Source organism: uncultured Ruegeria sp., assembly GCF_947504215.1.
Taxonomy (GTDB): domain Bacteria; phylum Pseudomonadota; class Alphaproteobacteria; order Rhodobacterales; family Rhodobacteraceae; genus Ruegeria.
In genome coordinates this window covers 30,859-56,814 of the sequence record NZ_CANNGO010000006.1, presented here as the reverse complement: position 1 = coordinate 56,814, position 25,956 = coordinate 30,859, and the positions used below count along the sequence as shown (strand labels likewise).

23 protein-coding genes and 1 tRNA gene are annotated in these 25,956 nt (G+C 56.6%); 8 read left to right on the top strand and 16 right to left on the bottom strand.

Features of this window, described 5'->3' with window-relative positions; translation table 11 throughout:
* Positions 1–48: 48 nt before the first annotated feature.
* The 5 genes from Q1B21_RS12580 to Q1B21_RS12560 form a co-directional block, all read right to left on the bottom strand.
* The gene (locus Q1B21_RS12580) at positions 49–480 is read right to left on the bottom strand and encodes a universal stress protein (protein ID WP_298934958.1); all 432 of its coding nucleotides are present in this window, start codon (positions 478–480) and stop codon (positions 49–51) included.
* Positions 477–3,086 (bottom strand): TRAP transporter permease, encoded by a 2,610-nt coding sequence (locus Q1B21_RS12575; protein WP_299889805.1) that lies wholly within the window; start codon positions 3,084–3,086, stop codon positions 477–479. The genes Q1B21_RS12580 and Q1B21_RS12575 overlap by 4 nt, the downstream gene beginning before the upstream one ends.
* Positions 3,087–3,185: 99 nt before the next feature.
* Complete coding sequence (locus Q1B21_RS12570) at positions 3,186–4,154, bottom strand: TAXI family TRAP transporter solute-binding subunit (protein WP_298934956.1); 969 nt, start codon at positions 4,152–4,154, stop codon at positions 3,186–3,188.
* 465 nt (positions 4,155–4,619) lie between these two features.
* Entirely contained in the window at positions 4,620–5,819 is a 1,200-nt protein-coding gene (locus tag Q1B21_RS12565; protein ID WP_298934955.1) for a glycosyltransferase family 2 protein, read from the bottom strand.
* 532 nt (positions 5,820–6,351) lie between these two features.
* Positions 6,352–6,437: transfer RNA gene (locus tag Q1B21_RS12560), tRNA-Leu, on the bottom strand.
* Between the two features lie 145 nt (positions 6,438–6,582).
* Between Q1B21_RS12560 and Q1B21_RS12555 the strand changes: the two genes are divergently transcribed.
* Complete coding sequence (locus Q1B21_RS12555; RefSeq protein WP_299889804.1) at positions 6,583–7,161, top strand: YqaA family protein; 579 nt, start codon at positions 6,583–6,585, stop codon at positions 7,159–7,161.
* Entirely contained in the window at positions 7,158–7,622 is a 465-nt protein-coding gene (locus Q1B21_RS12550; RefSeq protein ID WP_299889802.1) for a disulfide bond formation protein B, read from the top strand. The genes Q1B21_RS12555 and Q1B21_RS12550 overlap by 4 nt, the downstream gene beginning before the upstream one ends.
* A gap of 3 nt (positions 7,623–7,625) precedes the next feature.
* On the opposite strand, the gene Q1B21_RS12545 is transcribed toward Q1B21_RS12550, so the two are convergent.
* Complete coding sequence (locus tag Q1B21_RS12545) at positions 7,626–8,213, bottom strand: HNH endonuclease (RefSeq protein ID WP_298934952.1); 588 nt, start codon at positions 8,211–8,213, stop codon at positions 7,626–7,628.
* A gap of 213 nt (positions 8,214–8,426) precedes the next feature.
* On the opposite strand from Q1B21_RS12545, the gene Q1B21_RS12540 reads away from it, so the two are divergent.
* Both Q1B21_RS12540 and Q1B21_RS12535 read left to right on the top strand, forming a co-directional pair.
* Entirely contained in the window at positions 8,427–9,032 is a 606-nt protein-coding gene (locus Q1B21_RS12540) for an rRNA large subunit pseudouridine synthase E (RefSeq protein WP_299889800.1), read from the top strand.
* Between the two features lie 32 nt (positions 9,033–9,064).
* Positions 9,065–9,490, top strand: coding sequence for a VOC family protein (locus Q1B21_RS12535; protein ID WP_298934950.1), 426 nt, complete (start codon positions 9,065–9,067; stop codon positions 9,488–9,490).
* A 10-nt stretch (positions 9,491–9,500) separates the two neighbouring features.
* On the opposite strand, the gene Q1B21_RS12530 is transcribed toward Q1B21_RS12535, so the two are convergent.
* The 4 genes from Q1B21_RS12530 to Q1B21_RS12515 are packed head-to-tail and all read right to left on the bottom strand — an operon-like array spanning position 9,501 to position 11,596.
* Positions 9,501–9,803 (bottom strand): putative quinol monooxygenase, encoded by a 303-nt coding sequence (locus Q1B21_RS12530; protein ID WP_299889798.1) that lies wholly within the window; start codon positions 9,801–9,803, stop codon positions 9,501–9,503.
* 4 nt (positions 9,804–9,807) lie between these two features.
* Positions 9,808–10,299: a GNAT family N-acetyltransferase gene (locus Q1B21_RS12525; RefSeq protein WP_299889796.1), complete on the bottom strand. Its 492-nt coding sequence runs from the start codon at positions 10,297–10,299 to the stop codon at positions 9,808–9,810.
* 2 nt (positions 10,300–10,301) lie between these two features.
* Entirely contained in the window at positions 10,302–10,967 is a 666-nt protein-coding gene (locus Q1B21_RS12520; protein ID WP_298934947.1) for an alpha/beta fold hydrolase, read from the bottom strand.
* Positions 10,964–11,596 (bottom strand): DNA-3-methyladenine glycosylase 2 family protein, encoded by a 633-nt coding sequence (locus Q1B21_RS12515; protein WP_299889793.1) that lies wholly within the window; start codon positions 11,594–11,596, stop codon positions 10,964–10,966. The genes Q1B21_RS12520 and Q1B21_RS12515 overlap by 4 nt, the downstream gene beginning before the upstream one ends.
* A gap of 97 nt (positions 11,597–11,693) precedes the next feature.
* Between Q1B21_RS12515 and Q1B21_RS12510 the strand changes: the two genes are divergently transcribed.
* Complete coding sequence (locus Q1B21_RS12510) at positions 11,694–12,920, top strand: MFS transporter (protein WP_298934945.1); 1,227 nt, start codon at positions 11,694–11,696, stop codon at positions 12,918–12,920.
* Here the strand turns inward: Q1B21_RS12510 and Q1B21_RS12505 are convergent, their stop codons facing one another.
* Genes Q1B21_RS12505 through cysS form a run of 3 tightly spaced genes read right to left on the bottom strand, consistent with a single transcriptional unit; the run spans position 12,921 to position 16,731 of the window.
* Complete coding sequence (locus tag Q1B21_RS12505; protein ID WP_299889791.1) at positions 12,921–13,703, bottom strand: squalene/phytoene synthase family protein; 783 nt, start codon at positions 13,701–13,703, stop codon at positions 12,921–12,923.
* Entirely contained in the window at positions 13,700–15,334 is a 1,635-nt protein-coding gene (gene cimA, locus Q1B21_RS12500) for a citramalate synthase (RefSeq protein WP_299889789.1), read from the bottom strand. The genes Q1B21_RS12505 and cimA overlap by 4 nt, the downstream gene beginning before the upstream one ends.
* Complete coding sequence (cysS, locus tag Q1B21_RS12495) at positions 15,334–16,731, bottom strand: cysteine--tRNA ligase (protein WP_299889787.1); 1,398 nt, start codon at positions 16,729–16,731, stop codon at positions 15,334–15,336. The genes cimA and cysS overlap by 1 nt, the downstream gene beginning before the upstream one ends.
* Positions 16,732–16,798: 67 nt before the next feature.
* Here cysS and Q1B21_RS12490 point away from each other — a divergent pair, with 67 nt between their 5' ends.
* Together Q1B21_RS12490 and Q1B21_RS12485 are read left to right on the top strand one after the other, a co-directional pair.
* Positions 16,799–17,296: an MmcQ/YjbR family DNA-binding protein gene (locus tag Q1B21_RS12490; RefSeq protein ID WP_366140889.1), complete on the top strand. Its 498-nt coding sequence runs from the start codon at positions 16,799–16,801 to the stop codon at positions 17,294–17,296.
* Between the two features lie 57 nt (positions 17,297–17,353).
* Complete coding sequence (locus Q1B21_RS12485; RefSeq protein WP_299889785.1) at positions 17,354–18,541, top strand: pyridoxal phosphate-dependent aminotransferase; 1,188 nt, start codon at positions 17,354–17,356, stop codon at positions 18,539–18,541.
* A gap of 6 nt (positions 18,542–18,547) precedes the next feature.
* Here the strand turns inward: Q1B21_RS12485 and Q1B21_RS12480 are convergent, their stop codons facing one another.
* On the bottom strand, positions 18,548–19,075 hold the full coding sequence (locus Q1B21_RS12480; RefSeq protein WP_299889782.1) for an outer membrane beta-barrel protein: 528 nt from the start codon (positions 19,073–19,075) through the stop codon (positions 18,548–18,550).
* 408 nt (positions 19,076–19,483) lie between these two features.
* Between Q1B21_RS12480 and Q1B21_RS12475 the strand changes: the two genes are divergently transcribed.
* Positions 19,484–21,028 (top strand): trimethylamine methyltransferase family protein, encoded by a 1,545-nt coding sequence (locus Q1B21_RS12475; protein WP_299889780.1) that lies wholly within the window; start codon positions 19,484–19,486, stop codon positions 21,026–21,028.
* Positions 21,029–21,082: 54 nt separating this feature from the next.
* On the opposite strand, the gene Q1B21_RS12470 is transcribed toward Q1B21_RS12475, so the two are convergent.
* Both Q1B21_RS12470 and Q1B21_RS12465 read right to left on the bottom strand, forming a co-directional pair.
* Positions 21,083–21,328, bottom strand: coding sequence for a hypothetical protein (locus Q1B21_RS12470; RefSeq protein WP_299889778.1), 246 nt, complete (start codon positions 21,326–21,328; stop codon positions 21,083–21,085).
* A gap of 547 nt (positions 21,329–21,875) precedes the next feature.
* Complete coding sequence (locus tag Q1B21_RS12465) at positions 21,876–25,505, bottom strand: vitamin B12-dependent ribonucleotide reductase (RefSeq protein ID WP_299889776.1); 3,630 nt, start codon at positions 25,503–25,505, stop codon at positions 21,876–21,878.
* Positions 25,506–25,956 lie beyond the last annotated feature (451 nt).

Sequence of the window (25,956 nt, the reverse complement as noted above, 5' to 3'; positions counted from 1 at the left end):
CAAAGGAGCTTCGCATATCAGTAAGAACTTTACTTGGGAGGATTGTCCCTAACGGACAACGTAAACCGAAACAGTCGAATGCCGCACAACCCGTGCCGCGTTCGGTCCCAGCAAATAATCCTTTAGATCTGGTTTGTGTGCGCCAATCACGATCAGGTCCGAACCCGCACTTTCGGCCGTTTTCAGGATCTCTTGATACGCCGTGCCCGTGGCCACCACATGCCGTATCTTTTCATTGCGATCCGCACCCAGAGTGGCTGTACACATCTTAGTCAGGTTGTTCTGCGCTTCTTCGAGAGCTTTGTCGTGAAAATCAGGCTGAAAAAAGCCAGAAACCCAGCTTTCTCCAAAATCGGGAAGAACGGTGACGACATCTAGCTGCGCGCCGTCAAGGTCCGCTAACGCGGCCGCTCTTTTCAGCACAGGCGCATCCAAATCTCCGTTGCTGATGTCGATGGCGCATAAAACAGAACTTGTCATGCTGGCACCTCTTGTCTGGCGGCACGGCCGCGTTGCAGGAAGGCGATCAGTCCCAACAGTAGCATCGCCGGGATATAGATCAGCTGTTTCGGGGATTGGCTGGACGGCAAGCTGACCGAGGTCAGGCGCACCGCTTCATCACCGTAATAATCAAAGTTCCCCAGATTATCGGCCACAGGTGTACCGAACAAAGGTTCTTCCAACTTGACCAACCCATCTTCGGGGACCAGCAGCAGACCCATCGCTTCGACCCGGGCAGAACCACCGTCCTCGTTACCAACAGTGACAACAACGGTTGTATCGACCATTTCCAGCGTGTCGAAATCCGGGCCTTGGACCACCAGCCGGACCTCGGTCCCGGGCGGTGTTTCACCTATGGTTTCCTCAAACGCAGCCGGTTCAACAGTTGTAAACGGTGGCGAAATTCGGTCCATGAAGTAGTCTGGCCTGAACAGCGCAAACGCTACAAAGATCAGGGCAATGCTTTCATAGATGCGGCTATGGGTAAGGAAGTACCCCATTGTTCCCGCCGTAAAGACAAGGATCGCTATTGTCGCAAAAACGGCGACCGTTATGCCTTCCACCCACGTGACGTCGATCAACAACAGGTCCGTGTTGAAGATAAACACAAACGGCAGCGCCACAGTGCGAAGCGAATAGAAGAACGCGATGAACCCGGTTTTGATCGCATCCCCACCCGAGACGGCGGCGGCCGCGAAACTCGCCAAACCCACCGGCGGCGTCACGTCGGCCATAATGCCGAAATAGAAGACGAACAGGTGGACCGCGATCAGGGGCACAATCAGGCCGCTTTGCGCCCCAAGTTCGACAACCACACCGGCCATCAGAGAGCTGACAACGATGTAGTTCGCAGTAGTCGGCAGTCCCATGCCCAGGATCAGGCTCAGGATACCAACCATCACCAGCATCAGGATCAGGTTGCCGCCCGACAGGAACTCGACCAGATCAGCCATGACCTGCCCGACACCTGTCAGTGTCACGGTGCCTACGATCACACCCGCCGTGGCCGTGGCCAACGCGATACCGATCATGTTACGTGCGCCGTCGATCAGGCCCTGCCACAGGTCAGCAACACCGTCGATAAACGTGTCATACATGTTGCTTTGACCGCGGAAAATCGCCTTCAGGGGCTTCTGCGTTAACAGGATCACGAACAGCAAAGTAGTCGCCCAGAAGGCCGACAAACCCGGCGACTTCTGTTCGATCATCAAGAAGTAGACCAATACAATGATCGGCAGCAGGTAGTGCAAACCGGCTTTGTAGATGTCCGCGATGACGGGCAAGGTTACTTCTTTTGCATTCGGATCATCCGGCTCTAGATCCGGCACCTGAGCGGCCAGATAAAGCAAAGCAACGTAGATACCACAGACGATCAGGCTAAGGACCAATCCTGCCGAAGACGGCACCCAGTTGGTGACAGCTTCGACCGGGAATTGCGAACCATAGCACAGCCCAGCGAAGACCAGGAAGAAAGACAGCATCCCGACGACGGTACGCGCAAGCTTCACATCGCGGTCGCCCAAGGTGGGCATGTTCCGCTTCACCGCCTCAAGGTGCACGATGTAGACCAAAGCGATGTAAGAAATCGCTGCGGGCAGGAAGGCGTGGGTGATCACCTCGACATAGGAAATGCCGACATATTCCACCATCAGAAAGGCCGCAGCCCCCATAACCGGAGGCATGATCTGACCGTTCACTGACGAGGCGACCTCGACCGAACCCGCTTGTTCGCTGCTGAAACCAACGCGTTTCATCAATGGGATGGTGAATGTGCCAGTGGTCACAACGTTGGCGATGGACGAACCAGAGATCAGGCCGGTTGCAGCAGAGCCCACGACAGCCGCCTTGGCGGGGCCGCCGCGCAGGTGACCCAGCGCGCCAAATGCCATCTTGATGAAGTAGTTCCCTGCCCCGGCCTTATCCAGCAAGGCTCCAAACAGAACAAAGAGGAACACGAATTTCGTTGAAACACCCAACGCAATCCCGAACACGCCTTCAGACGTGATCCACATGTGGCTCATGGCTTTTTTCAGGCTAGCGCCTTTCCAACGGATGACCTCTGGGACCCAATCGGACGCGCCGAAGAAAACATAAACCAGGAAGATCGTTGCAATGATCGCCATTGCTGGGCCAAGCGCGCGACGCGCGGCCTCGAACAACAAGATCAACCCGCCCAATGCGATCCACTTGTCGGTATCGTCTGCAAGCCCGCCAGCATCAACGATTTTGTTGTAGAAGAAATAGCCATACAGCGCGACAAACGCGCCCAACACACCCATGATCCAATCCTGGATGGGTATGTAGTCGCGCGGGCTGGACTTCAGCGCCGGATAGGCGGCAAAGGCCAGAAACATCGCAAAGGCCAAATGAAACTGCCGCGCGTTGTTCACAACACTGCCGGGCAATACATAATTCGCCAGCGGAGAGGCCAGAACGACCTGAAAAATGGACCAAATCGCCGCTACAATGGCCAGGAAGATCCCGACATTGCCGACTGGATTGCGTCCGCCCGCATCAGACGAGGCTACAAGCTCCTGTAGCTCTTCTTCTGATAGCGGACGATTGGATTGAGAATCGGAACTCATGACATGTCTCCCCGTCGCGGCCTTTTTCGGCCTTCTAACTTACCCGTTTGATACGGGTTTGGTGCAGGGCGCCCGCAGGCGCCCTGTGTCAGGTCTGAATTACTGGATCCAGCCTTTTTCTTTGTAGTACTTCTCGGCGCCCGGATGCAGCGGAGCCGACAGGCCGTCCGCGATCATTTCTTCGGGCTTGAGGTTGGCAAACGCAGGGTGCAGCTTTTTGAAGTCATCGAAGTTTTCGAAGACCGAGCTGACCACAGCGTAAACCGCATCATCCGACACGTCTGCCGACGTCACGAAGGTTGCGCCCACACCAAAGGTTTGGGTATCGCCGTCAGAACCGCGATACATGCCGCCAGGAATGGTTGCGGTCCGGTAGAACGAATTGTCGTCGACCAGTTTGCTAACCGCATCACCGCTGACGTTCACCAGAACCGAGTCACACGCCGTAGTGGCTTCCTGGATCGATCCGGACGGGTGACCAACGGTATAAACCATCGCATCAATCTGGTTGTCGCACAGAGCTGCGGACTGTTCGGCCGCCTTCAGCTCGGTCGCCAGTTCGAAATCGCCAGTGGTCCAGCCCATTTCGCCCAGCAGAACTTCCATAGTGCCGCGCTGACCTGAACCGGGGTTACCGATATTGACGCGTTTACCTTTCATGTCCTCGAAATTGGTGATGCCGGAATCGGCGCGGGCAACGACCGTAAACGGCTCAGGGTGAACCGAGAAGACAGCACGCAGGTTTTCGAAGGGACCAGCCTCTTCGAATTTCGAGCTGCCGTTGTAAGCGTGGTACTGCCAGTCAGACTGCGCCACACCAAACTCCAGTTCGCCTTCGCGAATGGTGTTGATGTTATAGACGGAACCGCCGGTCGATTCGACCGAACAGCGTACGCCATGTTCCTTGCGCCCCTTGTTAACCAGACGGCAAATCGCGCCACCGGTCGGGTAATAAACGCCGGTCACACCGCCGGTGCCGATGGTGATGAACTCTTCGGCATAAGCCGCCGGAGCCATCATGGCCGCGGTGACGAATGCGCCGAGGCTAAGCTTGCTGCTGTTTTTCATTTAAGAACTCCCATTTTTATTTTGTTGGTGGGGAAAAGGCTAAAGCCCCTTAGTCGGGGAACGCGCCGATAAGCCAGATCAGCCCGTCATGCAACGGCTGCACCTCAGTGAATTTTCCAATATCTCCCAACAATTTCGAGGTTTCATTCAGACACATCAATTGTCAAGGCCAGTGCACCACTCATCCGCTCAAAGCGGCACATCTGAGGAAGTTTTCAAAAGTTTCCCCGTTAACGGGCACAAGCGCTTCATGTCTGACCCCTCACGAGCAAATGCAGCAAAAGCGTCATTGTTCAAACTTCACGGCGTTGCACACCGCGAGATCCATCTCAAACGGGAACAACATCCGACCGAGGACCAAGGATGCCCGATCCGGCGAAAAAATAGCCGAACCGAAACATTTGTTTTGAAACGCAGTTTACGTTTGAGCTCTAACCTTCGATGAGCCCGGCATCGATACTTTGCTTACTTTTCCCGTGTTGGAATCTCGATAATTCCGAACAGGAACGCCGCAAATGCGGACTGGACCGATATTGCCATCAGACTGAACCCAGCGACAGTCAAACGTGTCGTCAACGGGTTGGAAAGGTCGCCGAAGCCAAGTCGCGCCCATTGCCCAAATGCGATCCCAAACAAAAGAAGACCAAACAACAGCAGCCAAAACGCAAAGAGCGCAATAGTGTCTGTGGTCGCCCAGTTTTTTAGGATTTTGCTGGGCTCTCCAACAGGCAACAGACCGCTCGTCGTCGCAATCATGCGCGCTAGGGCACCAAACGTCAGCAACTGGGTCCCGACGATTGTGATCAGGCAAGAGGCCAGGAAAGTATTCGTCCCGAGCTCAACAGATCCGGCAACGCGTACCGGTCCGAACATAAGAACGAGGGCAGTGATGCCGCCAACCAATGTGAAGAACAATCCCGGATACACAAAAAGCCATCTGGGATTGTGCATCAGCAAGAATTTGAGGTGCCGCCAGCCATCTCGCCAAGTGCGCAAATGCGGCGGACGGCTTCTGCCATCCGGCTTGAGAGTTGTCGGCACTTCGGCAATTTTCAGTCGGCTCATCGCGGAACGGACAACCATCTCGGACGCAAATTCCATGCCGGACGTATGCAATTGAAGGTCCAGAATGGACTGTCGCCGGAACCCGCGCATGCCACAATGAAAGTCGCCGATACGGATGTTGAAGAACAGCCGACCGATGAAACTCAGAACTGGATTGCCCAGATAGCGGTGCAGAAACGGCATCGCGCCCTCGGATATACCACCACGGAATCGGTTTCCCATGACCAGATCGTTTCCGGCCCGTAGTTCCTGAACAAACAGCTCTAGCCTGGAGAAATCATAGCTATCATCAGCGTCACCCATGATTACAAACGTTCCGCGGGCTGCTTCGATACCGCCGGCCAATGCCGCGCCATATCCTTTTTGTTCGACATTCACGACCCTGGCCCCAAGACCTTCGGCAATCTCAATCGAACCGTCGGTGCTGCCATTATCTGCGATCAAAACCTCGCCCCGAATGCCATCACGCGCGATGTAATCGAGCGCTTTTCGAACGCAGACCTCGATCGTTTCGGCCTCATTCAGGCACGGCATCAGGATCGTCAACTCAATTGCGTCAGACTCATCCGATGATTCTGTAATTTCTTGCTTCCCAACCAATGGAACCCACCTACTAAAAATTAAACAAATAACACTATCAGATTTACAGACGCGACTTCGAAGTCAAGGACAGTCTGCAAAGGCACAAATTTATTCACTCGACATGAACATAAACCAATCCAGAGATACTTTGTTTATTAATTCGAAACAAGTTTGTGAGACAAGATTCCCAGAAACTCGTCGAGTGTTTTTGCCGATGGTACCAGAGCTCGTAGACGTCGCCCTTGTGTCATCTTGGTAAGAAGCCGATTCTGCGCCGCACATCCGGATACAATCTCCAAGGAACGACGTATTCTCGCCTATCTTAAGGTTTGATTTTGAAAGAAATGCGAATAATTTGGCGCAAGCGATGCCTCGAACTCTCACGATATTTCCGTCGGAAGATTTTGAGTTCCATCAACTCTGTTTTCAAACAGCATCTGCCTATTTTTGCTCGCAAATCCATCAAAACCAGAACGTGGAAGTGTGAGCAAACCAGCCGCCAGTAAAGAAAAAACAGAGAGCAGGTTCCCCTAACCCTCTGTTTTTACTTTGGTACCCAAGGCCGGACTCGAACCGGCACGTCCGTTAGGACGGGGGATTTTGAATCCCCTGCGTCTACCATTCCGCCACTTGGGCCACGGACACTGGATTAGCGTTCAACTCGACGAAGGTCCAGAGGCAAAAAACAACCAATACTCTGATTGTTTCCGCGACGGCGGTTGACGGTACTGCAGGTGCGTGGTTTGGCTTGCACGGTCTGAGAATTGGATTTGAGTGCTTTATGTTGCGATCGTTGTACGACTGGACCATTCGGCTGGCGGAACACCCGCGCGCGCTGTGGGCCCTGGCCATCGTGGCCTTTGTAGAAAGTTCCTTCTTTCCGATTCCCCCTGATGTGTTGATGATTCCGATGATCCTGGCGCGGCCTTCGCGGGCCTGGCTGATCGCGTCGGTCGCCTTGGTCGCGTCGGTTTTGGGCGGTATGCTGGGTTATGCGATCGGGGCATTCTTCTACGACAGCATCGGCCAGCCTATTCTGGAATCCATGGGCAAAGCGCATGCGATGGAAGAGTTTAACACCCGCTTCAACGATTTTGGATTCTGGGCGGTTCTTGCCGCTGGGATCACCCCTTTTCCGTACAAGGTTATCACCATCATGTCGGGCTGGACGGGGATGCCGTTGGGGACTTTCATTGCCACGTCCATTCTGGCCCGGGCCTTGCGATTTTTTCTTGTCGCCGGTTTGCTTTGGGGCTTTGGTGAACCGATCCGGGACTTTATCGAGAAACGTCTGGGCCTAATGTTCACGTTGTTTACTATTCTGCTGTTTGGCGGCTTCTTAGCGGTGCGATACCTATGACAAAGCGTACGACCTATGTTGTTTTGGCTGCGGGCGGATCTGCAGCGCTGCTGCTGGCAGCGTGGAGCTTCCAATACTTCGGCGGTATGGCACCCTGCAAAATGTGTATCTGGCAAAGATACCCACATGGCGTTGCAATCGCAGTCGGGCTTGTTGCCATAGCCTTGCCAAATCTCCGAATTCTGCCCCTGTTCGGCGCAGTCGCTGTAGCGGTAACAGCAGGGATCGGAGTTTATCACGCAGGGGTCGAGCGAGGATTATGGGAAGGACCCAGCAGCTGTACATCGGGCGACATTGGCGGGCTGTCTTCGCAAGAGTTGATGGAGCAGATCATGTCCGCTCCGCTGGTGCGTTGTGATGATATCCCGTGGGAAATGTTAGGCCTGTCCATGGCTGGTTGGAATGCTCTGATTTCTGCCGGGCTGGTGCTGGTCTGGATCGTTGCCTGGCGCAGCAGCTGAACCTTACAGCTGGTCCAATTCCGCGTCCCAATACAGAAAATCGATCCAACTTTCGTGCAAATGGTTGGGAGGGAACTTGCGGCCGATATTGCGCAACGCCTCGGCGTCTGGCTGGCGCGGCGGTTTGCGAAGCGACATGCCCGCTTGTCGCAACGATTTGGAGCCCTTGCGCAAGTTACACGGGCTGCAAGCCGCAACTACGTTTTGCCAGCTAGTCACCCCGCCCGCCGCGCGCGGTACAACGTGGTCGAATGTAAGATCACCACGGCCTCCGCAATACTGGCACTTAAATTCATCCCTCAGAAACAAATTAAAGCGCGTGAAGGCCACGCGCTTTCTGGGTTTTACATAGTCTTTCAAAACAACGACCGAGGGTATTCGGATCTCGGTACTGGGACTGCGGACAACTTCGTCATACTCGGCAACAATATCGACCCTGTCCAGCCAAGCCGCTTTGATCGCCTCCTGCCAGGGCCACAACGACAGTGGATAATAGGACAAGGGGCGGTAATCGGCGTTCAAAACCAATGCCGGATGGTGCTTGAGCGCACCTGGCTCCCTGACAAATTCGGTCCTGAAATCTCCGTCCATAGTAGAATCGCCTCTCGCTCTCAGCTGCCCGTTTGTGACACCAGAGCGGAGAGCACCCGCCCCAGCCTTATAGTGACTATATATCGTGTTAAATCTCTGACAAGCCCCGAGTTTCCACAATATGTCGAAGACTGGGTAAGCCTGTTCCGTAACAGAGGCATGACAGTTATCCACAGGTTGCATCGGATACGGCGCTCGCGTTATGGCATGCCCATGTCATGGTTCATTCGCTTCAACAAACCCTTTGATGTGCTGCCGCAGTTCACCGACCGCGCGAATGCCGGCGCGCCACGCAGCACGCTTTCGGACTTCATAGATCTGCCCGGTGTCTATCCGGCGGGACGGCTAGATCGCGACAGCGAAGGACTGATGCTGCTGACCGACGAAGGGCGCTTGCAGGCGCAGATTTCAGACCCGAAACACAAAATGGTCAAAACCTACTGGGTTCAGGTCGAAGGCAAGCCTGATGTCGCGGCACTGAAAGCGCTGCGAGACGGGGTGGAATTGAAAGACGGCCTGACTCGCCCAGCCAAAGTGCGCAAGATAGACGAGCCGCCCATGCTGTGGCCCCGCACGCCGCCGATCCGCGAACGCAAAACCGTTCCGGACAGCTGGATCGAACTGACCCTGCGCGAAGGCAAGAACCGGCAGGTGCGCCGGATGACGGCTGCCGTTGGCCTACCAACACTGCGGCTGATCCGATACCGGATCGGCGATTGGACCCTGGATGACCTTGCCCCCGGCCAGTGGGGCAGTCTGCAAATGCCAGAACTAAAGGTCGCGCCGCAGCGCAAACGGGATCGCCGCCCGCGCCGGTGACAGATCGTGCCCTGATCTGTTAGACTAAGCCCATGAAACTGACGCCCGGTATACCTGCCCCAAGGGCCATTCTGGAAGCGGCGCTTTACGTCGATGATCTGGACGCGGCCGAGCAGTTCTATGGTGAAATTCTGGGCCTTGAGCGCATTCAGCATATCCCTGAACGGCACATATTCTACAAAATTGGCGACTCGGTTTTGCTGCTGTTCAACCCGGACCAAACCGAGCAGCCGCCTAGCAATCCAGATCTGCCAGTCCCGCCGCATGGCGCCCGCGGCGCAGGCCATGTCTGCCTTGTACTAACCCGGGATGAAATCGCCCTGATGCGCAAGCACCTGCTGGATTGGAACATTCCCTTGGACGCCGAATTTGACTGGCCTAGTGGTGCACGCTCTCTGTATGTACGCGACCCGGCAGGTAACTCCGTCGAATTTGCCGAAGGCTGGTTGTGGGATTGATCCGGTTTGCTCAGCCCAGGGGCTGCTTTTCACCGCCGACAACGCGGTGAATCTCGCTGGACATCACGCCAATATCTGCCAGAACAGCCCGGAACGCCGCCATATGAGGTGTCGCAAAATGCGCCTCAAGTGCGGCCTGATTCTGCCATTCCTCATAAACCCGAAACCGGTTCGCATGCCCCAGAACCTGGCTGAATTCGTAGACCAGGCAGCCTTGTTCCTTCATCGTCTCAGCCACCATGGCCAGCGCAGCGTCACGCGCCCTTGCCACACCTTCTTCAGCAACTTCGACAACACCAGTGACGATCAACATGGGCTCACTCCTTCAGGCTAAAGCGCTTCGAGATTCTGTTCACCGGGGTCCCATCGCGCAAGGGAACGCCATGGGCGATCGAAAAATCACGAAATCCCATTTTTTCGTAGTAGCTGAGGCCCAGTACATTGTCTGCCCGTATCGTCGCGTTGATAGTACGAAACCCCAATGCGCCCGCTGTTTTGACGGTTTCATCAAACAGCGCACGTCCCGCACCGCGCAACACCGGATCGCGGCGGGTGAAAGTGGCGATATCGGCGCAGTCTTCCGGCAATGCATCATGGCTGCCCAACCACTGGAACCCGGCCACTTCCCCCCGGTCGTCCAGAGCAACATGACAGCAGATCTTGTCGGCGCCATCCAGATAGCTTTGCACAAACAAAACCTCGGAGAACGGAGTTTCATGCGCCGTAGTGCCCCCGGTGGCGACGATCTCATTAAGAATGCGGCATGCCTCGGCCACATCTTCGTGCATCATTGGGCGGACGGCGATCATGGTCAAAGGCTCAGCTTGTCACGCATGAAGGCCAGCGCGACGCTCAACCCGTCAGGCGCGATACCGTGACCGGTGCCTTTCATGACATGGGCGAAGACCTCTTTGAAACCTGCGCCTTGTAAGGCTTCGGCGGCTTCGGGCAGCGATTGTGGCGGCACGACATCATCAGCGTCCCCATGCACCAGCAAAATCGGCATTCGGCTGACGACCTCATCTGCCAACATATCCGGTTCCAGCAGACGGCCTGAGAAGGCGACAATTCCGGCAACCGGGTCTTCGCGCCGCGGGGCGACATGCAGGCTCATCATCGTACCTTGAGAAAACCCAAACAGAACCACCTGCTCGGGCAATACATCTTCGTCCACCATCAGGGCGTCGAGAAACGCATTAAAATCCTCGGTCGCCATGTCCATGCCACGGCGCGCCTCTTCCTCGGACGAGCCGTCGATCCACGGGATTGGGAACCACTGAAACCCATTGGGCATTCCGGGGATCTGCTCGGGCGCGTCTGGGGCTACAAACAGCGTCTCGGGCAAGTGTTCGCCAAGCACATCAGCCAATCCCAGCAGGTCGGCCCCGTTAGCGCCATAGCCGTGCACGAAAACCACGACCGAGCGTGTGTCGCCCGAAACAGGCTCTTTCCGGAGCGCATTCAAAACCCGTGTCATCTGATCCCTTCTCTTTGTTTGGCCACCCGGTAATAGGCCCACAAAACCCGTGCCGCAACTGACCGCCAAGGCGACCAGTCTTCAGCCATCAGCCGCAGTTCCTTGTCGGTGGGACGCTTGGGCAAGTCATAGAGGACCCTCGCCGCTTCTTGCAGCGCCAGATCACCTGGCGCAATCACATCGGCGCGGCCCAGTGAGAACATGGCGTAAATCTCGGCTGTCCAAACCCCGATACCCGGCACCTCGGTCAGAACGGCAACGACATCCGCATCAGAAGCACTCCGTAAGGCTTTGTAATCAATGCGCGCTTCGGCAAGTGCGCGGGCATAACGAATCTTCTGGCGGCTGAGGCCTACATCACGCAGATCGTCATCCGTGGCCCACATGATTTTGCGCGGGCCCGTCAGTTTCGCGTCTTTCAACCGCTGCCAAATTGCGTTGGCGGATGCGACACTGACCTGCTGACTGACAATGGCGCTGAGCAGCTGTGCGAACCCATCCGGACGCCGACGCAGGGGTAACGGGCCGGTCTGTTCCATCGCGAACGCCATGCGCGGGCAGGCCTGGGCCAGCCATTCGGCGCCTTCGGCAACGCAATCTGGCGTTTCGATGATACGTCCGACTTTCATGCGTTCTCCAGCTTCAGTGACAGCCCGCACGTTAGGCGGCTTTGTCGCATATGCAACCCGCTTGTGTGCAATCGTTTTCGCCGATACGGATATGCCCATGACAATGACCACCTCCGCCCCCGACAACTCTCAGGCCAAACGAAACGTCGCCGTTCTGGTGGCCGCGCAATCGGTTCTGGGGGCGCAGATGCCGATGATATTCATCGTCGGAGGGCTGGCGGGGCAATCGCTGGCGACCAATCCCTGCCTCGCGACATTGCCCATATCGCTGATCGTCCTGGGGTCGATGCTGGCCGCAACCCCGATCTCCGGCATCATGCAGAAATGGGGACGCAAGGTCGGGTTTCTGGTCGGCGCAACAGCGGGCGCATTGGGCGGTTTGATCGGGGCATATGGTCTATTTCTCGGGTCTTTCCCAATTTTCCTACTCGGCAGCTTGCTGACCGGCATTTACATGAGCGCGCACGGATTCTATCGCTTTGCCGCGGCCGACACCGCATCGGATGAGTTTCGCCCCAAAGCGATCTCCTATGTTATGGCGGGCGGCTTGGCGGCTGCGGTCATCGGGCCCCAGATCGTCAAACTGACCTCCGAAGCTTATGTGATTCCGTTTCTGGGCACCTACATTGCGGTGATCGCGCTGAATGTATTCGGTTCGGGCCTGTTCTTCTTTCTCGACATCCCGACGCCGCCCAAACCCACGGCAGATACGCCCAGAGGACGGTCACGGCTGGAGCTGCTGAAGACCCCGCGTATCGCGGTGGCGATCATCTGCGCGATGGTCTCTTACGCTTTGATGAACCTTGTGATGACATCTACACCTCTGGCGGTTGTCGGGTGTGGTTTCAGCGCGAATGACGCGGCCGATGTGGTGACCAGCCACGTGCTGGCAATGTATGTGCCAAGCTTCTTTACCGGCCATCTGATCGCGCGGTTTGGTGTCGAGAAGATCGTGGCGCTTGGTCTGGCCATCCTTGCCGGTGCCGGCGTGGTGGCTTTGCAGGGGGTCGAACTGGGCAATTTCTTCGTCGCCCTGATCCTTTTGGGCATCGGCTGGAATTTCGGCTTTATCGGCGCAACCAGCATGTTGGCTGCGTCTCACGAAGTGCATGAGCGGGGACGCATGCAGGGTTTGAACGATCTGCTAGTGTTTGGCGGCGTGACCGTTGCGTCGCTGGCTTCTGGCGGGTTGATGAATTGCTCTGGTGGTTCTCCGGTAGAAGGTTGGACTGCGGTAAACTTGGCCATGATTCCATTGCTGACACTGGCAGGTGGCGCGTTGCTTTGGCTGATGCTGCGACCGGCTGACGCCGAAACGGTCTGACTACCAGCGCCCAGAGGCTGCCGTCCACATCAGTGACAGCCGTCGCCGCATCTCACCTTGTGACAAAGCACCGGCAGCGACCCGTTCGGGCTGCGCAATAACGTGTTTCAAAATCCATTCCGCCTGCCATCCCGCATATAACGCTGGCCGCGCCTGATCCGAGATCGAAGCCCGACTTGACCGGGCCTTTTCAATGCGCTGCAGCGCAGACCGAGCCAATTGCTTCACACCTGCGGACGTTCCATCAAGCAATGGGATACGTCCCCGCGCCTCAAGATCAGGGATCGCACGGAACCAATTCGCAACGCCCACGCCATAACCAAAGTCCCGCACAACCTCTTCGTCTGCCGGACCAAGGGCTTGCGATGCGGCAACCAAAAGGGTGCCGTTGCTGTGATCGATATAGGCGTCAAAATGATCTTGATCTTCGAACGGGTCGCGGTAGATATCCCAGCGCCTTACGGCGACATATTTGTCCATCTTTTCCGCCAGATGCGGCGACAGAACCCGTGACAAAGGCGTCACCACCTCATGCCGGCGCACCGTTGGACCCTGGGCAATTTCCTGTAGCGCATCGCGCCACCATTGAAGGCGCATCTCGGCAATCATTGGCTCTTGTGTCACCCACGGGGCGCGCGCCACCTCGACATTTAACGCGTAAATCGGGAACAGAATCGCACGCGCAGCGACGGGTGCGGCCATCGCCGCAAGGAATCGGTCCGGGTCGGCTTTGTGGACCAGTGCAGCACAGGCTTTGACGTCATCGTCAAAGGAAACGCTCACTCTGCCGCTGCCTTTTGCGGCCCGCAGTCCCGAACCAGCTTCCACTGGATCGCATCCAGCAAAGCCTCGAACGAGGCATCGACTATGTTTGCACTGACGCCCACTGTGGACCAGCGCCGCCCCTGCCCGTCTTCACTGTCGATGATAACCCGCGTCACAGCCTCCGTGCCGCCCTGCGTTATCCGGACTTTGAAGTCGACCAGATGCATGTCATCGAGGATTGGGGAATATTGACCCAGGTCCTTGGCCAAAGCCTTGGCCAATGCGTTCACCGGCCCGCGGTCACTGCCGTATTCGTCATGAGATTCGCTGACCGACAGCTTCTTTTCCCCATCGACCTTCACCACGACGACCGCTTCGGACAGGCTGACCATCTTGTTGTACTTGTTCTTGCGCCGCTCGACCGTGACCTTGTAGCGCTTGACCTCGAAGAACTCGGGCAATTGCCCCAACTCGTCGCGGGCCAGCAGCTCGAAACTGGCCTGTGCCGTGTCATAGGAATAGCCTTCTGACTCGCGACGCTTGATCCGGTCCAAAATACGCCCCAGCGCCGGATCACCGGCTTCGACCGTCAGCCCGGCCTCGGTCAGGCGTTTGCGCAGATTCGACTGCCCGGCCTGGTTCGACATCGGAATGATGCGCGCGTTGCCGACGGTTGCCGGATCAACATGCTCATAAGTCGACGGGTCTTTCAGGATCGCACTGGCATGCAACCCGGCCTTATGCGCAAAGGCCGAGGCCCCGACATAGGCTGTCTGCTTACTCGGCACCCGGTTCAGAATTTCATCCAGCATTCGGCTGATCCGAGTCAGACCTGCCAGCGCTTCCAGGCTGACGCCGATGTCAAAACCCGAGGCATAGGGTTCCTTCAACAGAAATGTCGGGATCAGCGAGGTCAGGTTGGCGTTGCCACAGCGTTCGCCCAACCCGTTCAATGTGCCTTGGATCTGCCGCGCCCCGGCATCAACCGCCGCCAGAGAACACGCCACCGCATTCTCGGTGTCGTTATGGGTGTGAATGCCCAGCCGATCGCCGGGAAAACCAGCCGCAATCAGGTCCGAGACAATACGTCCGACCTCCGCCGGCAAAGCGCCCCCGTTTGTGTCGCACAGCACAACCCAGCGCGCGCCCGCATCCAACGCGGCGCGGCACACCTGGACGGCGTATTCCGGATTGTCTTTGAAGCCATCAAAGAAGTGCTCGGCATCAAACAATGCCTCACGCCCCTGCGCCACGATATGCGCGACCGAGGCCCGGACATTCTCGACATTCTCCTTCAATGGGATGCCAAGTGCATGCGTGACATGGTAGTCATGCGACTTGCCCACCAGACACACGGCCTGCGTGCCCGCATTCATCACAGCGGCCAGAACATCATCATTCTCCGCCGAGCGGCCAGACCGTTTGGTCATCCCAAACGCCGTCAACCGTGCCGAGGTCGTTGGTGCCGTGTCAAAAAACGCGCTGTCCGTCGGGTTTGCTCCGGGCCAACCACCTTCGATGTAGTCCACGCCCAATTCATCCAAGGCTTTCGTAATCCGCACCTTTTCAGCGGTCGAGAATTGCACTCCCTGCGTCTGCTGCCCGTCACGCAGGGTCGTGTCGTAAAGGTAGAGGCGTTCTTTGGTCATCACACATCTTCCAGCTTGGCAGCGTCGAACCCTGCTCCGGGAACCAGTTCAACGGCATCTTTGCTCATCCGAACCTCAAGTCCTGCGGCAATATACGCGGCTTTCAGGCGATCAACCTCGGAAAAATCCTTGCTGTTCATTGCATCAAGCCGCGCCTTTGCCAGCACCTCGGCATGAGATGCCAAATCCACGCCACCGGTTTCTGCCCAACTCCCCATCTCTGGAGACAGCAAACCAAGGATTTGCGCGCCAGCCAAAAGCCCCGCCGCATCTCCGTCGGCGGCAAGCCGGTGCAATTCAGTAATGGCGCCTGCAGTATTCAGGTCATCCGCCAATGCTCCGACAACCGAAGGCGCCGCGCTGGCGGCGGGCTCGATGCCCGCTGTCAGCGCCCGCCACTTGCGCAACGTCGCCTCGGCCTCGCGCGCCTTTTTCTCGGTCCAGTCCATCGGCTTACGATAATGGGTTTGCAAGAAGACAAACCGGATCACTTCGCCCGGCACGCCTTGCTCCAGCAACTCATGCACGGTGAAGAAGTTGCCCAAAGATTTGGACATCTTCTTACCCTCGACCTGCAACATCTCATTATGTAGCCAGACCTTGGCAAACTGACCCTCGGGATGGGCGCATTTGCTCTGGGCGATCTCATTCTCATGATGAGGGAACATCAGGTCGTTGCCGCCACCGTGAATGTCAAAGCTGTCACCCAGAAGTTCATAGCTCATGGCCGAGCACTCGATGTGCCAGCCGGGACGGCCCCGGCCCCAGGGTGAGTCCCAGCCCGGCAGATCATCGGTCGACGGTTTCCAAAGGACAAAATCCATCGGGTTCTTTTTGTAAGGCGCGACCTCGACCCGCGCACCGGCGATCATGTCATCGACCGAGCGACCCGACAGCTTGCCGTAGTCCTCTTTCCAGGTATCAACGGCAAACAGCACATGGCCTTCGGCAGCATAGGCGTGTCCTTTGGCGATCAGGTCTTTGATCATGGCGACCATCGGCGCGATATACTGCGTGGCACGCGGCATCTCATCCGGCTCCAACGCGGCCAAAGCGCCCATGTCGTGCAGATACCAACCGATGGTTTCGTTCGAACGTTCCTGTACCAGGTGTTCCAACGAGCCCTCGGCCCCGGCCTGTTTCCGCGACAGCGCCGTTGCGTTGATCTTGTCATCCACGTCAGTGAAATTGCGCACATATTTTACGTGATCCGCGCCGTAGACATGGCGCAGCAAACGGTAGAGCACGTCAAACACCACCACCGGCCGCGCATTGCCCAGATGCGCACGGTCATAGACGGTTGGCCCACAGACATACATCCGCACGTTGTCAGGATCGATCGGCTCGAAGTCTTCCTTCGTCCGTGTCCGAGTGTTGTGCAGCTTGATCGGGGTCATCGGTCGGGCTCCTAAGAAACGGCATGCGCGTCGCGCGTTGGCGCGGGCTTAGCAACTTGTCTCAGGGATGAAAACGAAAGAAACCGGCCCGCTTGAGAATTCAGCAGGTAATGCAGCAGATAATGATGCAGGTCATCGGGTTCATGGGAATTCGATTATCACGGGATTGATCACATGCCAAGACTTGAGTTCAAACGCGCAGCGCGGCACTGTACCTGGCATGAGCCGAGATCACGTCAATTCCATCTGCCGCGGCCTACCGGGGGCCGAATGGTCCGATCCGTGGGGTGGTGGCCATGACGCCTGGAAAATCGGCGGCAAAATGTTTGCCTGCATCGGGGTCAAAAATGACGGGGTTTCCGTCAAAACACCTGACATCGAAACCGCTCAGATGCTGATTGATGCGGGCGTCGGAGTCAAAGCCCCGTACTTTCATCGCAGTTGGGTGCGTCTGCCCTTCGATGCGGACTCTGCAGAAATGCGTCACCGCCTCGCCGCATCTTACGATCTGGTACGGGCCTCGCTGACAAAAAAAGCTCAGGCTGAATTACCGCCGCGAAGCTGATTGACAATTGTCCTTGGCTCTGCCCCAGTCGCCTTAAAGAGTATCAAGGGCGTAGCTATGAAACTGTCTCAGCGCATCACTCATCTGACCGGTGGCGGCGGCGACGGGTGGGATGTCTTTTACCGCGCACGGCGCATGGTCAGTGAAGGGCACGCTGTGACCGAGCTGACGATTGGCGAGCATGACATCCGAACCGATCCGTCAATTTTGGGGGCCATGGAAACCTCGGCTCGGGATGGGCATACAGGTTATGCGATGGTTCCGGGCACAGATATGTTGCGCGACACTGTCGCGGCACGGGTGCAGATGCGTAGCGGCATCCCAACCACCCGCAAGAACGTACTGATTACACCCGGTGGCCAAGCAGGTTTGTTTGCGGCGCATATGGCTGTCTGCGATCCGGGGGATGTCGGCCTGTATCTTGATCCCTATTACGCCACTTACCCCGGAACGATCCGAGGTGCCGGTGCCATCGCGCGCGCCGTCGCGACTACCGCGGAAGATGCGTTCCAACCTCGCGCCGAGTCCATCGAGGCTGCAGCAGACGGGGCCGTGTCGCTGTTGATCAACACCCCAAACAACCCAACCGGGGTGGTCTATTCCCGCCAAACGCTTGAGAATATTGCAGATCTGTGCAAGCGGCGTGACCTGTGGCTGATCTCGGACGAGGTGTATGACACGCAGGTCTGGCAAGGCGCCCACCTTTCGCCCCGCGCCCTGCCCGGCATGGCTGATCAAACCCTGGTTGTTGGGTCAATGTCCAAGTCCCACGCCATGACCGGCTCTCGCTGCGGGTGGATTGTTGGCCCGGAAGAGGTGATCGATCACTTTATCAATCTGGCAACCCATACCACTTACGGCGTGCCTGGTTTCATTCAGGATGCGGCAAGTTTCGCGCTGAATGCGGGCACGGTCCTTGAAGAAGACATTGCTGCCCCGTTCCGCCGTCGCCGTGCTTTGGCAATGGACCTGTTGGCAGCTCAGAACACTGTCGGTTTGGTTCCTGCCCAAGGCGCGATGTATGTGATGCTGGATGTCCGCGCCACAGGCTTAAGCGGCGAAGGATTTGCCAACGCCCTGTTGGATACGCATTCAATTGCCGTCATGCCGGGCGAAAGCTTTGGGAAAGCCGCCGCAGGTCACGTTCGGGTCGCTATGACCATCGACGACGAACGGTTTGCATCTGCGTTGAAAACTTTGTGTGAGTTTGCCGCAACCCTTGCCGATTGTCAGGCTGCTGAGTGATCCACCTCAGAACCGAAAGGTTGTTCGCAGGTTGAAAACGTTCGAATCAAGGCCGCCATTCGTTCGCGTCACATCGTTGAAGTTTTGACGCAACGCTTCGCCGCTGATGACAAAGTTGTCTCCAATCGGATAGGCAACACCGATTCCGTAAACTGCGGCAGTATCACTGGTAACTGATGTTTCCGCACGCGCGGCACCAACAACCACATATCCAAGCGCACTGCCAAAATCGTACCCACCGCGAAACTTCAGGCTTGTCATGCTGTCCAGACTGCCCTGATCGTCGCTCAGGTTCAGGGACAATCGGTTATACTCAAGCTCACCACCCAGAATAAAGTTACCGAAGTCTCGATCATAACCGATATGCGCGCCAAAGGCCGTGTCATCGCCGCTGGCCCCACCCGGGCCATCCGCATCAGCATATCCAAAGCTGAAACCCGCATAGGCCCCTGTCCAGTCCTCTGCCAAAGCAGGGGCAGCACAAGTGATCATCACCGAGACAATCAGAGCTGAAAGAGGTTTCGTACACGTCATCAAGACAGGTCCACGCATGCATTTGGCCGACCACCAGCCATCAGTTGAAACTTGGTTCGTAATTGTCAGATTTCAATTCAGATCGCGCGCCACTCCTCATTAAGTGATCGAAGTATAACAGATTTCTCCTATAGCGGGAGAAAATCTGAGTCATGTATTCTCCTAAGCTATACGTTCTGCCTCACATCACAGGTTTTTTGGGCACTGGTCGCAAACAGGACAGATTTTCCCGTCCCCGACTGGAAAAGTCTGAACCATTATTTGCGAGGTCGCATGCATAATGAAGTCTGGAAAATCCGCCTGATCAGCCGCACCATTGGTGCGGATCGTGGGCGTGCAGCACGGGGTCGTCCGCACGTGTCGTGAAACCATCTTCTCACGACACAGATTAGCGACCGGACTTTATACATGAACAACCAAACCCGAAATACCTCGCGCAGTGGCGGACGCTCTGCGCGCCGTGCAGCCCGCGCCTCCGCTCTGCCCGAACATCTGCGTCCTGTGCGCCCTGGAATGGAAGGCGGGACATACAAACCGCTGACCCAGGCACAGGTGGAACGCATCCACGAAGCTGCCCTACAAGCGTTGGAAACGATTGGCCTTGCCGATGCCCCGCCAAGCGGAATTGACTATCTGGTCGGTGCCGGATGCATTCTGGGGGACGACGGTCGCATTCGGTTCCCCCGCGCCCTGGTCGAAGACACGATTGCCAAGGCCAATCGATCAGTTACTCTCCACAGCCGGGACGGCAAAACAGACCTAGAGCTGTCGGGATCAAAAGTGCATTACGGCACCGCCGGTGCCGCCGTCAGCATGGTCGATGTCCACGGCCGCGAATACCGCCATTCGACGGTGCAGGACTTGCACGACGCCTCGCGGATTTGCCAGCAATTGGACAACATCCATTTTGTTCAGCGACCCATGGTCTGTCGCGATATCGCCGACAATCTCGAAATGGATCTGAACACTGTTTATGCATGTACATCAGGTACTTATAAGCATATCGGCACCTCGTTCACCGAGCCTCATCACGTCGCACCGGCAATAGAAATGCTGCACATGATCGCTGGCGGAGAAGACAAATGGCGCGAGCGGCCGTTTATGTCGAACTCCAACTGCTTCGTGGTTCCGCCGATGAAGTTCGCGACCGAAAGCTGTCAGGTGATGGAGGAATGCATCAAAGCCGGAATGCCGGTACTGCTGCTGTCCGCGGGGATGGCCGGTGCTACCGCCCCTTCAACCATCGCCGGCGCGATCACGCAAGCCACTGCAGAATGCCTTGCCGGTCTGGTTTATGTAAATGCCGTAAGCCCCGGTGCTCCGGCGGTTTTTGGCACTTGGCCCTTCGGTCTGGATCTGCGCACGGGCGCAATGTCCATCGGATCAGGTGAACAGGCGCTTCTCAGTGCTGGGTGCGCTCAGATGCATAAGTTCTATAACCTTCCGGGCGGTGCCGCGGCCGGCGCCTCCGATTCCAAACTACCCGACATGCAGGCTGGTTGGGAACAAATGTGCTCAAATGTCATGGCGGGTTTGGCGGGTTTGAACATGGTTTACGAAGCAGCGGGCATGCATGCGTCACTGTTGGGATTCTGCTTCGAAAGTCTGATCCTTGGCGATGACCTGATCGGACAAGCCCTGCGGTGTGTGCGTGGAATTGAAGTGTCGGATGAGACTTTGGCCCTGGATCAGATCGCCGAAGTTTGTATCGGCGGTCCTGGCCACTATCTGGGCACCGATGCGACCCTAAGCCGGATGCAGGCCGACTATGTCTATCCCACTTTTGGCGATCGTACGTCGCCGAAAGAATGGGTTGAATTGGGCAAACCTGATTTGCTGGACAAGGCAACTGCGCGTAAGGAAGAAATCCTTTCGGCACCTTCACCGGCGAAATTCGACGCACTGCTGGATGACGAGTTACGCCGCAAATTCAACATTCACTTACCTGCATAAGCTATTGAAAAACGGCGGCCCGAACGAATTCGGGCCGCCTCTGTTGTCTATCAATTAACCGTTGCTGGGCGGCAGTAAGCCCGCCTCTTGTGCAACTGCGATCTCATCGGCATCCAATGCGCCATCGCCATTTGCATCCATTGCCGAGAAGCCATCAGTGTCGACTTCGGGCATTACAGCTTGGACTTCGTCGATCGTCAGAACGCCGTCGCCATTGGTGTCAGCGCTGGATTGCGCCAGTGCCATTGCCGGCAGTCCAAGTGCGATTGCCGAGATAACAGCTAGATTTTGCGGTTTCATTACGTTGCCTCCTGAGTGGCTTTTTACGTGTTTGTGTCCGGACAGGCACCAAAGACACCTTTGCGTGACGCCAGACCACCCGCCTCGGCTAAATGCGATGGTTTCGCGCCAAACTCCGCGTGTTTGGCCGAGTCGGGTCTGCAATCCCCCGCTGGGCGAAACGCCGACACGACGGTTCGGCGGTTCTTGCCCGACATGTTTGCGACAATCCGGCAAGGCTCTGCTCAAAACGGCGACTCGGGCCGGACAAAAAAGAAAGGGGGCCGAAGCCCCCTGTTAGTTTCGCCTTCCAGGCTCATTTCGTTGACCGCCCGGTATTTTTTTGCCTGCGGCCTGGACTGCGCATGGAACGAGCGCACCCGTTCCGTGAGAGAGTGGGAAAGAGCAAATATTCCGCCCCACCCTGTTCCCGACCAACACGGGCATGCCGGTCGAGTGGAGCAAGGCAATTAGGTAAGCCTTAGGCTTTGCCTTGCTCCGAGTTCGTCAGGACCGGTTTACCGAGGGATAATCCGGCCCCTACACCCCGCGTGGCAGGGTGTTTTCTTTAGCTACACCCGCTGGTAGACCCGCAGGTGTTGCATTTCATGCAGGTGCCGTTGCGCACCAGCGTGTAGTTTCCACATTCTCCGCACGGGTCGCCCTCGTACCCCTGCATTTTGGCTTTGGTGCGCGCATCCATTCCGGTTGCAACCTCGGCCACGACAGTTGTTTCGCTTTGCACTTCGAACTGGCTTGCTGATTCTGCCATTCCGTTCACTTCGGCTTGGCCACCGTTGAACACCACCAGATCTTGCGGCAGGCGTTTACGCAAATAGCCGGTCGAACTGATTTGTTTCAGCACTTCCAAGGATTTGGTCGCCGCGCTTTCGCTTATCTCGGATACGTTTGATACGCCCTCTTCCTCACCCCGGCCAAGGTCGTCGAAAGATGCCCCTTCGGGTTTCACATGGGCCAGATCGGTGCGGTCCAGATAAGACACGGCCAGTTCGCGGAAGATGTAGTCCAGGATCGACGTCGCATTCTTGATCGAGTCGTTGCCTTGTACCATCCCAGCCGGTTCGAACTTGGTGAAGGTAAAGGCGTCCACGAATTCCTCCAGTGGCACGCCATATTGCAGGCCAACCGACACTGCGATGGCAAAGTTGTTCATCATCGCCCGGAAGCCAGCGCCTTCCTTGTGCATGTCGATGAAGATTTCGCCCAGCTTGCCGTCTTCGAACTCACCTGTCCGCAGATAGACCTTGTGGCCACCGACGATTGCTTTCTGGGTGTAACCCTTGCGGCGATGCGGCAGTTTCTCACGATGGCTGCGGATGATTTCCTTGACGACGACCTTCTCAATAACCTTTTCGGCGAGAACGACGGCTTTTTCATGGGCCGTGCCGCTCTCCAGCACCTCTGCCGCCTCGTCGTCATCCTCGACCAGCGCTGCCGCCAGAGGCTGCGACAGTTTCGAGCCGTCACGGTATAGCGCATTGGCCTTCACACCGAGCGACCAGCTGAGCTCATAAGCCTTCTGGCAATCCTCGATGGTCGCGTCATTCGGCATGTTGATCGTTTTGCTGATCGCACCCGAGATGAAGCTTTGGGCCGCGGCCATCATGGTGATGTGGCTATCAACCCCAAGGAAACGCTTACCTTTCTTGCCGCACGGGTTGGCGCAGTCGAAGATCGAATAATGCTCTTCCTTCAAGTGCGGCGCGCCTTCCAGCGTCATGGTTCCGCAGACATGGTCGTTGGCCGCGTCGATATCCGCCTTGGTAAAGCCCAGATGGCGTAGCAGATCGAACGTTGGGTCGTTTAGCTTGGTCGCCGGGATGCCCAGAACACCGGTGCAGAAATCTTCGCCCAATGTCCACTGGTTGAAGACGAACCGAATATCGAACGCGCTTGCCAATGCGGCGTCCACCTTGGCCAGCTCATTCGGTCCAAAACCGTGACCGGTCAGTGAGGTGTGGTTGATGCCAGGCGCGTTGCCGATAGTGCCATGCCCAACCGCGTAGGACACGATCTCTTCAATCTGTGACGAAGAATATCCCTGCTTTTCCAGCGCTGCAGGCACCGAGCGGTTGATAATCTTAAAGTACCCGCCACCGGCCAGCTTCTTGAACTTTACTAGCGCAAAATCAGGCTCGATCCCGGTTGTGTCACAGTCCATTACCAGACCGATGGTGCCAGTTGGTGCAATCACTGTTGCCTGGGCGTTGCGATACCCATTCTTTTCGCCAAGCGTCAGCGCCTCATCCCAGGCTGACATAGCCAGATCGACCAGGCGCTTGTCGGGGCAGTTGCCGTGATCCAGAGGAACTGGCTTCACCGCCAGCTTTTCGTATCCCTCAGTCACACCTTGGGATGCCCGGCGATGATTGCGCATCACGCGCAGCATATGGTCGGCGTTGCGCTCATATCCTTTGAAAGCGCCCAATTCACCGGCAATCTCAGCTGAGGTCGCATAAGCCACACCGGTCATGATCGCAGTCAACGCGCCACAGATCGCCCGGCCCTCGTCCGAGTCGTAGCTGTGCCCCATGTTCATCAGCAACCCGCCGATATTTGCATACCCCAAACCCAAGGTGCGGAAATCATAGGACAGTTGCGCGATTTCCTTGGACGGAAACTGGGCCATCGTCACCGAGATTTCCAGTGTCAGGGTCCAAAGACGCGAGGCGTGCATGTAGTCCGCCGCCTGGAATTCATCATCCTTAAGGAAGGTCAGCAGGTTCATCGACGCGAGGTTACAGGCCGTGTCATCCAGGAACATGTATTCCGAGCATGGGTTCGAGCCGCGGATCGCGCCGTCTTCGGGGCAAGTGTGCCACTCATTAACCGTGTCGTGGAACTGGATGCCAGGGTCAGCGCAGGCCCAGGCTGCGTGGCCAACCTTTTCCCACAAGTCACGCGCCTTGACGGTCTTAGCGACCTTGCCGTTGGTGCGGTTGATCAATTCCCAATCGGCGTCTTTTTTGACGGCCGTCAGGAAGGCGTTGGTTACGCGGATCGAGTTGTTCGAGTTCTGCCCCGAAACCGAGTTGTAAGCCTCTGAATCCCAATCCGTATCATAGGTCGGGAACTCGATGCTGTCGTGTCCCTGCTTGGCATAGTCCAGCACGCGCTTGATGTAAGTCTCTGGGATTGCGACTTTTTTTGCCTCGCGAATGGCAGTCTTCAGCGCGTCGTTCTTGTTGGGATCATATGCATCGTCCTGAACACCGTCCCATGTGCGAATGGCCTCGAAAATGCCGTTCAGCATCTTTTCGTGCATCTTCGATCCGGCAACGATCGAAGCTACTTTCTGCTCTTCAAGTACCTTCCATTCGATGAACTGCTCGATGTCAGGGTGATCCGCGTCGACGATCACCATCTTTGCGGCCCGACGGGTTGTCCCACCGGATTTGATCGCACCTGCTGCACGGTCACCAATTTTGAGAAAGCCCATCAGACCCGAAGACTTGCCACCACCCGACAGCGCCTCACCGTCGGCACGCAAATGGCTGAAGTTGGTCCCGGTACCCGAGCCATACTTGAACAGACGCGCCTCGCGCACCCACAGGTCCATGATGCCACCCTCGTTCACGAGATCGTCGTTCACGGATTGGATGAAGCACGCGTGCGGTTGTGGATGTTCGTATGCGGATTTCGACTTGGTCAGCTTGCCAGTCTTATAATCGACATAGTGGTGCCCCTGCGCCGGGCCGTCGATGCCATATGCCCAATGCAAGCCTGTATTGAACCACTGCGGGCTGTTCGGCGCTGCGCGTTGCGTCGCTAACATATAGCGCATCTCATCAAAATAGGCGTGCGCGTCTTCCTCGGTCGAGAAATAGCCGCCTTTCCAGCCCCAATAGGCCCAGGCGCCGGCCAGACGGTCGAACACCTGCTTGGAAGAGGTTTCTCCTTCAAAGTCCGCACCATCAACGGGAACCGAGCGCCATAGGAATTCTGGAACGTCTTTCTCTTTGACCTTCTTCAGGTTGGTCGGAACACCAGCCTTGCGGAAATATTTCTGTGCGATGACGTCGCTGGCAACCTGGCTCCAGCTGGACGGGACTTCGATGTCATCTAGGCGGAAGACGATCGTGCCATCGGGGTTTCGGATTTCAGACGTTGCTGAAACAAAGTCCAGATCCTCATATGCGTCCTGCCCCGCTGTTGTGAATTTTCTTTCAATCTTCATGTCCGCCGCCCTGGTTCTGTCAATTGCATCGTCACGCTACTTGGGGCTTTGAAATTGCAAGCCGCCCACCAAACCGAAGATAAAGGCGCAAAAGTCCGACCGCTGCTGCGAACAGCGCGAAACCGACCCTACGGTTGCACGATACTTTGATGTGCTTTCCGACCCTCGCCCGGCGCCTTCTCTGGCTTTCGATACCAGATGTAGTGGCGCTTTCTTCGGCTCATACAATCTGGCGTAAATACCCATATAAGGTCAACGTCATTTTTCAGTCATTTTGAAATCTTTTTTGTTGACCAAATTGTCTGAGTGAGATGCCAGTTTTTGGAACCCGATTCCTCCACAGGGTCGCGCATGGCGATTTTTCGCCACTGACCCAAAGCTGCAACGGGAATTGCCGTTTTTACCAGCATAGTTATCAGCATTTGATCAACCGGTGCCTGACTGGCTAGGC